The sequence below is a fragment of the Citrobacter sp. CK180 genome, from assembly GCF_030333655.1.
Taxonomy (GTDB): Bacteria; Pseudomonadota; Gammaproteobacteria; order Enterobacterales; family Enterobacteriaceae; genus Citrobacter_B; species Citrobacter_B koseri.
In genome coordinates, this window is record NZ_JAOWFM010000037.1 from 134450 (window position 1) to 147058 (window position 12609).

The window sequence follows — 12609 nt, forward strand, 5'->3', positions numbered from 1 at the left end:
GGTTCGGAATTGATGGAAAGCAATAACAAGCTAAAGCGTGGGCTGAGCACCCGGCACATTCGCTTTATGGCATTGGGCTCGGCAATTGGCACCGGATTATTTTATGGCTCGGCAGACGCCATCAAAATGGCCGGGCCAAGCGTGTTGCTGGCCTACATTATCGGCGGGGTCGCGGCGTACATTATTATGCGCGCGCTGGGCGAAATGTCCGTGCATAACCCCGCCGCCAGCTCGTTCTCGCGCTATGCGCAGGAAAACCTCGGCCCGCTCGCGGGTTACATTACCGGCTGGACTTACTGTTTTGAAATTCTGATTGTCGCCATTGCCGACGTGACCGCCTTCGGTATCTATATGGGAGTCTGGTTCCCTGCGGTGCCGCACTGGATCTGGGTGCTGAGCGTGGTGCTGCTTATCTGCGCCATCAACTTGATGAGCGTGAAGGTATTCGGCGAGCTGGAATTCTGGTTCTCGTTCTTTAAAGTCGCCACTATCATCATCATGATTGTCGCCGGCTTCGGCATCATTATCTGGGGGATTGGCAACGGCGGGCAGCCGACCGGGGTCCACAACCTGTGGAGCAACGGCGGGTTCTTCAGTAACGGCTGGCTGGGGATGGTGATGTCGCTGCAAATGGTGATGTTCGCTTACGGCGGGATTGAAATTATCGGCATCACCGCCGGAGAAGCGAAAGACCCGGAGAAATCTATTCCGCGCGCCATCAATTCCGTGCCGATGCGTATTCTGGTGTTCTACGTGGGCACGCTGTTCGTCATCATGTCTATCTACCCGTGGAACCAGGTTGGCACCAACGGCAGCCCGTTCGTCCTGACCTTCCAGCATCTTGGCATTACGTTTGCCGCCAGCATCCTGAACTTTGTGGTGCTGACCGCTTCGCTGTCGGCGATTAACTCCGACGTGTTCGGCGTGGGACGTATGCTGCACGGTATGGCGGAGCAGGGCAGTGCGCCGAAAGTGTTCGCTAAAACGTCGCGTCGCGGTATTCCGTGGGTGACGGTTATGGTGATGACCATTGCGCTGCTGTTCGCGGTTTACCTGAACTACATCATGCCGGAAAACGTCTTCCTGGTGATTGCTTCGCTGGCGACCTTCGCCACGGTATGGGTATGGATTATGATCCTGCTGTCGCAGATTGCGTTCCGCCGTCGTCTGCCGGCGGATGAGGTGAAGGCGCTGAAATTTAAAGTGCCGGGCGGCGTGGCGACAACCGTTACGGGCCTGATCTTCCTGGTCTTTATTATCGCGCTTATCGGCTACCATCCAGATACCCGTATTTCGCTGTACGTCGGTTTCGCCTGGATCGCACTGCTGCTGGTCGGCTGGATGTTTAAACGCCGCCGCGACCGCCAACTGGCTGAAGTGGGGTGATTCCCCGCCGGATGGCGCTAACGCTTATCCGGCCTACAGGCAACCGTAGGCCGGGTCAGGCGAAGTCGCCGCCCGGCAGTATCAAACAATATCCTCCCCCGGACTCCTCCCCCAATAAACATTAAGATGATGAGTTATCCTTGATGTCGCTATGGCAAGGTGGCTTCATTTTCATCAAAGGGGATACGTGATGTTGAACGCCTGGCACCTTCCGGTTGCCCCATTTGTTAAGCAAAACAAAGAACAACTGACCATTACGTTATGGCTGAGCGGGGAAAACCCACCCCAGCGTGTGACGCTACGCGCTGAGAACGATAATGAAGAAATCTCGCTGGCGATGCATCGGCTGCGCAGTCAACCGCAACCGGGCGTCACGGCGTGGCGGGCGGCGATCGATCTCGCCAGCGGACAGCCGCGCCGTCGCTACAGCTTTAAGCTGCTCTGGCACGATCGCCAGCTGTGGTTCACGCCGCAGGGATTTAGCCGTTTCCCGCCCGCGCGGCTGGAGCAGTTTGCCGTCGATGTGCCGGACAATGGCCCGCAATGGGTCGCCGATCAGATTTTCTATCAAATCTTCCCGGATCGCTTTGCCCGCAGCCAGCCGCGCGAAGCGGAACAGGATAATGTCTATTACCATCATGCCGCCGGTCAGGATATCGTCTTGCACGACTGGGACGATCCGGTGACTGCGCATGCCGGGGGATCGACGTTCTACGGCGGCGATCTGGACGGGATCAGCGAGAAACTGCCGTACCTGAAAAAACTGGGGGTGACGGCGCTGTACCTGAACCCGGTCTTTAGCGCGCCAAGCGTCCATAAATACGATACGGAAGATTATCGTCACGTTGATCCGCAGTTTGGCGGCGATCGGGCGCTGCTGCGCCTGCGGCAGCATACGCAGCAGCAGGGAATGCGCCTGGTGCTGGACGGCGTCTTTAACCATAGCGGCGACTCGCACGCCTGGTTTGACAGGCACAATCGGGGAAGCAGCGGCGCATGCCACAACCCGGATTCGCCCTGGCGTGACTGGTACTCTTTCTCCCCGGAGGGCGTGGCGCTGGACTGGCTGGGGTATCCGAGTCTGCCCAAGCTGGATTTCCAGTCGGAAAGCCTGGTCAATGAAATCTACCGTGGTGAAGACAGCATTGTGCGTCACTGGCTGAAAGCGCCGTGGCATATGGACGGCTGGCGGCTTGATGTGGTGCATATGCTGGGCGAGGCCGGAGGCGCGCGCAATAACCTGCAACACGTTGCCGGCATTACGCAGGCGGCAAAAGAGACGCAGCCTGACGCCTATATCGTTGGCGAGCATTTTGGCGATGCGCGGCAATGGCTCCAGGCGGATGCGGAAGACGCCGCCATGAACTATCGCGGCTTTACTTTCCCGCTGTGGGGATTTCTCGCCAATACCGATATCTCTTACGATCCGCAGCACATTGACGCGCAAACCTGCATCGCCTGGATGGATAACTACCGTGCTGGCCTGTCGCATCAGCAGCAGTTACGGATGTTTAACCAACTGGACAGCCACGATACCGCCCGTTTCAAATCGCTGCTGGGCAAAGACGTGGCGCGTTTGCCGCTGGCGGTCGTCTGGCTGTTTACCTGGCCTGGCGTTCCCTGCATCTATTACGGCGATGAAGTGGGGCTGGACGGTAATAACGATCCGTTCTGTCGTAAGCCGTTCCCGTGGCAGGTTGAAAAACAGGATGCCACGCTGTTGGCGCTGTACCAGCGTCTGGGGAAACTTCGCCAGCGCACGCAGGCGCTACGTCACGGCGGTTGCCAGGTGATTTATGCCGAAGAAGATGTGGTGGTCTTTGTGCGAGTCTATCACCAGCAGCGCGTACTGGTGGCGATCAACCGGGGCGAGGCCTGTGAGGTCGTATTGCCTGCCTCACCGTTGCTTAACGTCAGCGAATGGCGAGGCAAAGAGGGGAAAGGCCAACTGGCTGAGGGTGTTCTCAGCCTGCCCGCCATTTCCGCTACGGTCTGGGTGAATCACTGATAGAGCTGCGCGACTTCCGGGCTGGCGAGCAGGGCTTCTCGCCACCAGCGCTGCGCCAGACCGTCGCTGTGGTTGCGCCATGCCATATAGGCGACATCTTTCTGCCGAAAAGAGATGACGGATTTTTCCACCAGCTCGCCGGTGGCAAGCCACGGTCTGACGATATGGCGGGGGAGGAATCCGCACCCTAAACCGGCGCGCAGCAGCGTCACTTTGCTGTCGAAGTCATCCACGCGAATTTGCGGCTGCTCATCCATTAAATTGGATTGCAGGGGATGGCAGAAGCGGGCGCTGTCGCTGATCACCACCGCCCGGTGCAGACAGAGTTGCTCATTGGTCAGGCCGTCCGTGGCGGCGGCCAGCGGGTGCGAAGGCGCGACCACAAATACGTTGTCCAGGGTGCCGAGCATTTTATATGACCAGGCGGCGGAGGTCGGAGGCTCGTTAATTGCGCCGAGAATGATGTCCGCGCCGTTGTGCGTCAGCTCTTCCCACGATCCCGCCAGCGTATGGTGTGTAAAATTGAGGCGCGTTTGCTTATTCAGCGCATAAAACGCATCAATAACGGGCAGCAGCGTCTCGAAAGGGAAGGAATCATCCAGCGCTATCGCCAGTTCTTTTTCCCAGCCAGAGCTTAACTGCACGGCTTGTTTCTCCAGGTCTTTTGCGGCGTTGAGCAGCAGACGTCCTTTTTCCAGCATCATCCGTCCGGTATCGGTAAATTTCGCCCGGTGGCCGGAGCGATCGAGAAGCTCAATATCGAGATCGTTTTCCAGTTTCTGAATCATATAGCTAAGCGCCGCGGGGGTTTTAAACAGCGACCCGGCCGCAGCGGCAAACGAGCCGTGTTTGTCGATAGCATCAAGAATGAGCAGAACGTCCAGATTGATTCGCATGATCTGAAAATATCCTGAAAATGAAATAAGTACGTTGTACAGACTGTCGAAAAACAATGCCAGTGAATAATTTAGACCAAAGCATGGCATTTTTTTGAGGGTGTCTGTTATGCAAAATAAGATGAAATAACCACGTTATTAGCATGGTTCATTTCCTCAATAATGCATTAAACATGGTCGGCTCTATTCGCCCCGAAGCCGCGTTCTGGTTTACGCTGCGATCCGGCATTTTCACCTTCAGGGATGGCACAAATGTAATAATCTGTGTCATTCTGGTCTGTCCTTGTACAGTGAAGGTGGAAACATGGATGAGCTTTTAATCCTTGGCTGCATTGTTTTATTCTTCGCGCTGGTGGTGGTTCCCATTCTCGCGATTGTCGCGCTCAACCGCAGCGCGGCGGTTCGCTTTGAGCTGGCGGTGTTGCGCCGACGGGTTGAGCAACTTGAACAGCTGCGTGCGGAAGAAGCGCCTGCGGTACAGGTGACGGCGGAACCCTCGCTATCTGCGAAAGAGCGTGTCGCGCCATCGCCGCCTGATGCCATCGAAGCGGCCATACCTGAGCCGGAAAATCCCTGGGCTGCGCAGGAAACCCTCGCAAAACCGCTTCCGGCGCCTGCGAAAACGACAAAACCTTCCGCGTTCGGCGGCGTTTTCACCTCGCTGGTGCGCTGGTTTATGCAGGGAAATCCGCTGGCGAAGCTGGGCATCCTGCTCCTCTTTTTCGGTTTATCTTTCCTGTTGCGTTATACGGTTGAACACGCGCTGTTTCCGCTTGAACTGCGTCTTGTCACTGCGGCGCTGTGTGCCGTAGTGCTGCTCGCGACAGGCTGGCGTTTGCGACGCAAACAGCCGGTTTATGCGTTGATCCTGCAAGGCGGCGCGACAGGCGCGCTCTATCTGACCGTCTTTGGCGCATTCCGGCTGTGGCAAATGCTGCCGATGACGCTGGCGTTTGCGCTGCTGGTGCTGATTTGCGCCGCAAGCGTAGGGCTGGCTATTTTGCAAAAAGCGCTTAGCCTGGCGATGCTGGCCAGCCTGGGCGGCTATCTTGCGCCGCTGCTGCTGTCGACGGGCGGCGGGAACTATGTGGCGCTGTTCTCGTTCTATCTCCTGCTGTCGGCAGGCATTCTTGCCATAAGCGTCTGGCAGCACTGGCGTGAGCTTAATCTGCTGGGGTTATTATTCACTTTCGGGGTCGGCGGCCTGTGGGGCGTCAGCGACTACCGGCCTGAATACTGGCTCAACTGCCAGCTTTTCCTGATTGCCAATATCATTATTTTCGGCGTGCTGAGCGTGGCGCTGTCGCTGCGGGCGCAGGAAAAAGGCAAACATATTGTTGATGGCGTGCTGTTGTTTGCGCCGCCGCTGGTTGGGTTTGGCATGCAGTACGCCATTACCCAACATATGGATTATGGTCCAGCGCTCAGTGCGCTGGGCTACGGCGCGTTCTATATGGCGCTGGCGTGGCTGGCGCTGCGCCGCTACCCGTCGATGGGAAGGCCGCTGGTGCTGGCGGCGCTCGCGTTGGGCGGCGCGTTTACCACCCTCGCCATCCCGCTGGCGCTTTCGGCGCGCTGGACGGCAATGGCCTGGGCGCTGGAGGGGCTTGGCGTATTGTGGCTGGGTATGCAGCAACAGCAGCGGCGGATGAGCTATAGCGGCACTGCGCTCATGCTACTGGCTGTGGGCAGCGCGCTGTGGGCGCTGGCCGATGACGCCGCGCCGCTGACGGTGATGATGATCTTCGCCGTGCTGAGTTTGTGCTGGCTGGGCGGCGCGTGGCTGTGGCGCAGCGAGAAGAAGGAGGTCAGTTGGGCGCTGCTGGCGGGCGGCATCGCCTTCTGGATCGTCGCGCTGACGGGCGCCTCGCAACTGGCGCTGGCGCGTTATGCTGCCGAATGGTCTGGCGTGCTGGCGCTACTCGCCGCGTCCGCCTGGCTCTGGCGTTATCTGAGCGGGCGGCTCGCCTGGCAGGCGTTAGGTTACAGCCCCTGGCTGCTGTGGCCTGCGATGCTGCTGGCATTGCTGTACCAGATTGAAGAACGCCAGATTTTCGCCGCAGGCTGGCAAAATCTGGCGTGGTGCGTGGCGCTGCCTTGTGCGGTGCTCATGCTTTATCGTGATGATGCGCATCTGCCGCCGCGCATCTCCCGGACGCTGCATTTATCCTTGTTCTGGATGGTGCTTTTAGCGCTCGGGATGGAGCTGTTCTGGTTTGTGCAGTCGTTGCCGTGGGGAATGGACGCCTGGCGCAGCGGGTTGATGATGGCGGCGGGCGGAATCGTCATACTGCTGGTACACGCCGCGCTGCGCCGCGATTTGTGGCCGTTCAAATGCTGGCCTGCGTTGTACGGCGCGCTGGCGCTGGCGCCCGTGGCAGCGATCCTGCTGCTGCTTCTGGTGCTGGCGAATTTACAGGATGGCGTGGTTTTCCAACAGCGCTATCTGCCAGTGGTGAACCCGCTTGAGGAGGGAGCCGCTTTCGCCTTGCTGGGATTGTTCCTCCTTGCGCGTTTCTCTCGTCGTTTTCTGCCGTCGCCGTTAGCGAAATATCGCGCATGGGCGCCTGTGGTGCTCGCGACGCTCGCATTCTGGTGGTTGAACGGAGGGCTGATGCGGGCGCTGGCGTGGTATGGCGAGGTGGCGTGGAGCATGGAGACATTGTGGCATTCGCGGTTGATCCAGACCTGCTTCGCCCTGTTCTGGATGCTGACGGCGTTAATTATGATGTTGCTCGCGACCCGTCGCCGTTCGCGGCGGGAATGGTTATGCGGCGCGGTGCTTTTGGGGATCGTCATTGTTAAGCTGATGCTGGTGGATAGCGCGCGCGGCGGCGGGCTGGCGCGTGCCATCGCTTTTATCGGCGTGGCGATCCTGGTACTTATCGTCGGGTATTTCTCACCGTTACCGCCCAAAGCAGGAGAAGAAAAATGAAATGGATGAAAGCGGTAGTCTGGAGCGCGTTGCTGAGTACGGCGTGGCCGGCGTTCAGCCGTGATGAAGCCCCGGAAACGCCGCAGGATTACGCCACCGGCATGATGCTGGAAGCGACGGGTTCATCGCCGTGGTATCGCGTTTCGCTGCCGCTGGCGCTTTACCAACAAAGCGCCTGGCCGGATTTACGCGATGTGCGGGTTTTTAACCGCCAGGGCGATACGGTGCCCTTTGCGCTGACGGCGCAGAAAACGCCGTCTGTCACGCCAGAGACGGTGGCGCTGCGGCTTTTTCCTCTGGATATGTCGCCAGTATCACCGCGGGAAGGGGAGCGCCGTGGAAGCGAATCCTTTGTCTTGCGTTCAAAGACCGGCGTGGAAATTCATCTGGAAAGCGATGATGTTAACGCGGTTGGGCAGAGCTATTTACTGACTCTGCCGGAAGAGATGACGGCGGCCTTTTCGCTGGCGCAACTGCGCCTGAACTGGAACACGCCTGCGGGCAACTGGCAGGGGAAGGCGTCCGTTTATGCCAGCCGTGATTTACGTTACTGGCAACCCGTGCAAGAAGACGCGCCGCTGATGGATCTGACGCGCGATAACGATCGGCTGAAAATGGACACCATCAGCGCCAGCCTGACGCTCTCTGCGGAAGGCCGTCGCTACCTGCTGGTGATTCTCGATTCGCAAAGTCCGCCGCTGACCTTAAATAGCGTAAGCGCCATTGCGGACAGCGGAGAACCGGCATCGGAGCGTATTGCGCTGGAGGCCCACGCAAAGAAAGTGTCGGAAACAGAAGCCGTATGGCGCTGGAATCAGCCGCAGCCGCTGACGTCGCTCAGAATTGCGCTGGAAAACGAGGGCGTTTTACCGGTTGAGCTGGCATGGCGCGGCGGGGAAAAAGAGGCGTGGCGTCCGCTGACGAAAACGATCCTGTACCGCCTCGACGGGAAGCGTTCGGAGGATATTCTTCTTTCAGGTCAACAGGTTGAAGCTATCCGTATGACCACCATCAACGCCCGATTGCCGGAGACGCTGCCTGCGCTGAGCGGCGCGCGGGACAGTTATCAACTGGTGTTCAATACGCAGGGGAAAGGCCCGTATATGCTGGCCTGGGGAAACCGGGCGGCAGAAAAAGCCGATGTTGAGCTGGATATGCTGATCCCGGCGTCGCTGCGCAAAACGCAGGATGTTAACGACCTGCCCTGGGCGATGACGCAGCAGCGCGTAACGCTGGGCGGTGAGGCGCGGCTGACGGCAACGTCGGCTGCGGAGCAGCAAAGCCGCTGGAAAACGTTACTGGTGTGGGGGGCGTTGATTGCTGGCGTCGCGGTACTGTTGGTGATGGCGTGGCGAATCTGGCGCGAGGTGAAAAAGGACGGCGCGGCGTAAACGCGACATGTTTGTAGGCCCGGTAAACGGCGTGCCACCGGGCACTACGCCGGATGACGGCGGAACGCCTTATCCGGGCTACAAAAATCCGTAGGCCTGATAAGCGCAATAAAAAAGCTCGCCATAGCGAGCTTTTTTCAATTCGAGCCGATTACAGGCTGGCGACGTTTTCAGTCAGGTATTTTGCCACGCCGTCTGGAGAGGCGTTCATCCCTTCTTTGCCTTTTTCCCACTGTGCCGGGCACACTTCACCGTGCTCTTCGTGGAACTGCAACGCGTCAACCATACGCAGCATTTCGTCGATGTTACGGCCCAGCGGCAGATCGTTAACTACCTGGTGACGAACCACGCCGTTGGCGTCGATCAGGAAAGAACCGCGCAGGGCAACGCCCGCTTCCGGGTGTTCGATACCGTAGGCTTTCTGGATTTCACGCTTCACGTCAGCAACCATTGCGTATTTCACTGCACCGATGCCGCCTTTATCGACAGGGGTGTTACGCCATGCGTTGTGGACGAATTCAGAGTCAAAAGAAACGCCGACAACTTCTACGCCACGCGCCTGGAACTCTTCATAACGTTTGTCGAAAGCAATCAGTTCAGACGGGCAAACGAAGGTGAAATCCATCGGCCAGAAGAACAGAACGGTTGCTTTGCCGTTGGTGTGCTGTTTGAAGTTGAAGTTTTCAACGATCTCACCGCTACCCAGTACGGCGGCTGCTGTGAAGTCCGGGGCCTGACGAGTAACCAGTACCATATAAATACTCCTGCAAAGTTAAGGGGTTTGGAACGCAACGCGGGCAAGTATAGGGAGGGGAAGAGGGCAACTCAACGCGGTGCTGACAATCAATGAGACAGGTTTCACCTATCAATTTTTTGCCTGATGGCGTTACGCTTATCAGGCAGCTAAAGCGACTTCTGACGCGCCTGCGCCATCATGCGCGGGTAGAAGCGCCAGAAGCGCGCTTCTAACGCATCGTAGTGCGCATCCAGATCGTACCAGGAGTCGCGCAGGGCATCGAGGCGTGGGCGGCGATTCGCCATCCCGTTGAGGACATTCTGGATAAAATCCATATCGCGATAACGCTCCAGCCACTTTTCCGACCACAGATAATCGTTCAGATTCACAAAACGCGGCGGCGAGTCGGGCAAAATAGTGCTGACCTGCGCATGGGCGTAGCCCACGAACGCCTGCAACGGGAAATCGGGAGATATTGTCGCCCAGTGGCGCGACAGGAAGTGGTCCCACATCACATCCAGAGTGATGGGGGCTACACGACGGGTTTCGCTGCGAAACCATTCCCGCGCTTCACGCACTTCCGGCAGATTATCGGTCATGACGTCAATCCGCCGATGCATATAAATCCCTTCCACCACGTCAGGGGGAAAATTAGCCTCCGGGTTTCCCCGAACAAAATCGGCTAGTAAATTGCCGGAAAGCGAGCTGTCGGCGAGATGCGCTAAGTGCAGGTGTGCAAGAAAATTCATATCCACTTCATCCTTCAAACTGCCTCTTTGTTGGCTGCGAGTTACTCGGCCCATCCCCGGGCCTCACCCCTGCGGGGCCGCTGCAAGCAGCGTTCAAATTCGTTCCTGACGAATTTGTCATTCAGTTGCCGCCTCGATGCATCCTGAATGATTTTGTCTATAGCTTATATTTCTTAACTTGAGGGGTAACGGTTGCAGGGAGCGCGCCCCGGCACTAGACTACCCGCCTCTTATTTTAGTCTGAGTCAGTGTCATGCGCGTTACCGATTTTTCCTTTGAATTACCTGAATCCCTGATTGCCCACTATCCGCAGCCTGAGCGCAGTCGTTGCCGCTTGCTGTCACTGGACGGGTCGACGGGCGCGCTGACGCACGGTACTTTCACCGATCTGCTCGATAAGCTCAAGCCTGGCGATCTGCTGGTCTTTAATAATACCCGCGTCATCCCGGCGCGTCTGTTTGGCCGTAAAGCCAGCGGCGGCAAGATTGAAGTGCTGGTTGAGCGGATGCTGGATGACAAACGTATTCTGGCGCATATTCGCGCTTCCAAAGCGCCGAAACCGGGCGCGGAACTGCTGTTGGGCGATGACGAAAGCATTAACGCCACCATGACCGCACGTCATGGCGCGCTGTTTGAAGTTGAGTTCAACGACGCGCGCCCGGTTCTGGAGATTCTCAACGCGATCGGCCATATGCCGCTGCCGCCGTACATCGACCGCCCGGATGAAGACGCCGACCGTGAGTTGTATCAGACGGTCTACAGTGAAAAACCGGGGGCCGTTGCCGCGCCAACCGCAGGTTTGCACTTTGACGATCCGCTGCTGGCCGCGCTGCGCGAAAAAGGCATTGAGATGGCGTTTGTGACGCTGCACGTCGGCGCGGGGACGTTCCAGCCGGTGCGTGTGGAGACCATTGAAGATCACATCATGCACTCGGAGTACGCCGAAGTCCCGCAGGAGGTGGTTGATGCGGTGCTGGCGGCAAAAGCGCGGGGCAATCGGATCATCGCGGTGGGCACCACCTCGGTACGCTCGCTGGAGAGTGCGGCGCAGGCGGCGAAAAACGACCTGATCGAACCGTTCTTCGGCGATACGCAAATCTTCATCTACCCAGGTTATCAATACAAAGTGATTGATGCGCTGGTGACCAATTTTCACCTGCCGGAATCGACGCTGATTATGCTGGTGTCCGCTTTTGCGGGTTATCAGCACACGATGAATGCGTACAAGGCTGCGGTAGAACAAAATTATCGCTTTTTTAGCTACGGGGACGCGATGTTTATCACGTACAATCCGCAGGCTTTGAATGAGCGTGTCGGGAAGTAGGTTCGCGGCACAGGTTTAAACGTCAGACTGTTTTTCTGGCGTATGGAGAGAAAATGAAATTCGAACTGGATACTACCGACGGGCGCGCTCGCCGTGGCCGCCTGGTGTTTGATCGTGGCGTAGTGGAAACGCCTGCTTTTATGCCTGTCGGTACGTATGGCACCGTTAAAGGTATGACGCCGGAAGAAGTTGAAGCCACCGGCGCACAAATTATTCTCGGTAACACCTTCCACCTGTGGCTGCGCCCGGGTCAGGAAATCATGAAACTGCATGGCGATCTGCATGATTTCATGCAGTGGAAAGGCCCGATCCTGACGGACTCCGGCGGTTTCCAGGTGTTCAGCCTCGGCGATATTCGCAAGATCACCGAGCAGGGCGTGCATTTCCGCAACCCGATCAACGGCGATCCGATTTTCCTCGATCCTGAAAAATCTATGGAGATTCAGTACGATCTCGGTTCCGATATCGTCATGATTTTCGACGAATGTACGCCGTATCCGGCGGACTGGGACTATGCTAAACGCTCTATGGAGATGTCTTTACGCTGGGCGAAGCGTAGCCGCGACCGTTTTGATGGTTTGGGCAACAAAAATGCGCTTTTTGGCATCATTCAGGGCAGCGTTTACGAAGATTTACGCGATATCTCCGTCAAAGGTCTGGTAGAGATTGGCTTTGATGGCTACGCTGTCGGCGGTCTGGCTGTGGGTGAGCCGAAGGAAGACATGCACCGCATTCTGGAGCATGTTTGCCCGCAAATCCCGGCGGACAAACCTCGTTACCTGATGGGCGTCGGCAAACCGGAAGATCTGGTGGAAGGCGTGCGTCGCGGTATCGATATGTTTGACTGCGTTATGCCAACACGCAATGCCCGTAATGGTCACCTGTTCGTGACTGACGGCGTGGTGAAAATTCGTAATGCGAAGCATAAAAGCGACACCAGCCCGCTCGATGCCGAGTGTGATTGCTACACCTGTCGCAATTATTCGCGTGCCTACTTGCATCATCTCGACCGTTGCAACGAAATATTGGGCGCGCGACTCAACACGATTCATAACCTGCGTTACTACCAGCGTTTGATGGCGGGTTTACGCAAGGCTATTGAAGAGGGTAAATTAGAGAGCTTCGTGACCGATTTTTACCAACGTCAGGGTCGACCTGTTCCACCTTTGAACGTTGATTAATTT

9 protein-coding genes are annotated in these 12609 nt (G+C 57.4%); 6 read left to right on the forward strand and 3 right to left on the reverse strand.

From position 1 onward, the window contains the following. Positions 1-12: 12 nt before the first annotated feature. Entirely contained in the window at positions 13-1386 is a 1374-nt protein-coding gene (proY, locus tag OGV50_RS06115; protein ID WP_200093098.1) for a proline-specific permease ProY, read from the forward strand. 190 nt (positions 1387-1576) lie between these two features. After that, positions 1577-3394: a maltodextrin glucosidase gene (malZ, locus tag OGV50_RS06120; RefSeq protein WP_200093099.1), complete on the forward strand. Its 1818-nt coding sequence runs from the start codon at positions 1577-1579 to the stop codon at positions 3392-3394. Here malZ and OGV50_RS06125 read toward each other — a convergent pair. Then, a complete protein-coding gene (locus tag OGV50_RS06125) occupies positions 3388-4290 on the reverse strand; it encodes a LysR family transcriptional regulator (protein WP_024130600.1) in 903 nt (300 codons plus the stop codon). The genes malZ and OGV50_RS06125 overlap by 7 nt on opposite strands. 304 nt (positions 4291-4594) lie before the next feature. Between OGV50_RS06125 and OGV50_RS06130 the strand changes: the two genes are divergently transcribed. Both OGV50_RS06130 and OGV50_RS06135 read left to right on the forward strand, forming a co-directional pair. Next, entirely contained in the window at positions 4595-7225 is a 2631-nt protein-coding gene (locus OGV50_RS06130; RefSeq protein WP_200093100.1) for a DUF2339 domain-containing protein, read from the forward strand. Next, positions 7222-8616: a DUF3999 domain-containing protein gene (locus OGV50_RS06135; protein ID WP_200093107.1), complete on the forward strand. Its 1395-nt coding sequence runs from the start codon at positions 7222-7224 to the stop codon at positions 8614-8616. Before OGV50_RS06130 ends, OGV50_RS06135 begins: the two co-directional genes overlap by 4 nt. 151 nt (positions 8617-8767) lie before the next feature. On the opposite strand, the gene OGV50_RS06140 is transcribed toward OGV50_RS06135, so the two are convergent. Then, a complete protein-coding gene (locus tag OGV50_RS06140; protein ID WP_012133577.1) occupies positions 8768-9370 on the reverse strand; it encodes a peroxiredoxin in 603 nt (200 codons plus the stop codon). Between the two features lie 149 nt (positions 9371-9519). After that, entirely contained in the window at positions 9520-10101 is a 582-nt protein-coding gene (gene acpH, locus OGV50_RS06145) for an ACP phosphodiesterase (RefSeq protein ID WP_049009713.1), read from the reverse strand. A 253-nt stretch (positions 10102-10354) separates the two neighbouring features. On the opposite strand from acpH, the gene queA reads away from it, so the two are divergent. Continuing rightward, positions 10355-11425, forward strand: coding sequence for a tRNA preQ1(34) S-adenosylmethionine ribosyltransferase-isomerase QueA (gene queA / locus OGV50_RS06150; RefSeq protein ID WP_286488386.1), 1071 nt, complete (start codon positions 10355-10357; stop codon positions 11423-11425). 53 nt (positions 11426-11478) lie between these two features. Further along, a complete protein-coding gene (tgt, locus tag OGV50_RS06155) occupies positions 11479-12606 on the forward strand; it encodes a tRNA guanosine(34) transglycosylase Tgt (protein WP_012133574.1) in 1128 nt (375 codons plus the stop codon). The last annotated feature ends 3 nt before the right edge of the window (positions 12607-12609 follow it).

Excerpts from the sequence above, each read along its gene's own strand:
- proY (WP_200093098.1), top strand. The coding sequence starts at position 13 with ATGGAAAGCAATAACAAGCTAAAGCGTGGGCTGAGCACCCGGCACATT.
- malZ (WP_200093099.1), top strand. The coding sequence starts at position 1,577 with ATGTTGAACGCCTGGCACCTTCCGGTTGCCCCATTTGTTAAGCAAAAC.
- OGV50_RS06125 (WP_024130600.1), bottom strand. The coding sequence starts at position 4,290 with ATGCGAATCAATCTGGACGTTCTGCTCATTCTTGATGCTATCGACAAA.
- OGV50_RS06130 (WP_200093100.1), top strand. The coding sequence starts at position 4,595 with ATGGATGAGCTTTTAATCCTTGGCTGCATTGTTTTATTCTTCGCGCTG.
- OGV50_RS06135 (WP_200093107.1), top strand. The coding sequence starts at position 7,222 with ATGAAATGGATGAAAGCGGTAGTCTGGAGCGCGTTGCTGAGTACGGCG.
- OGV50_RS06140 (WP_012133577.1), bottom strand. The coding sequence starts at position 9,370 with ATGGTACTGGTTACTCGTCAGGCCCCGGACTTCACAGCAGCCGCCGTA.
- acpH (WP_049009713.1), bottom strand. The coding sequence starts at position 10,101 with ATGAATTTTCTTGCACACCTGCACTTAGCGCATCTCGCCGACAGCTCG.
- queA (WP_286488386.1), top strand. The coding sequence starts at position 10,355 with ATGCGCGTTACCGATTTTTCCTTTGAATTACCTGAATCCCTGATTGCC.
- tgt (WP_012133574.1), top strand. The coding sequence starts at position 11,479 with ATGAAATTCGAACTGGATACTACCGACGGGCGCGCTCGCCGTGGCCGC.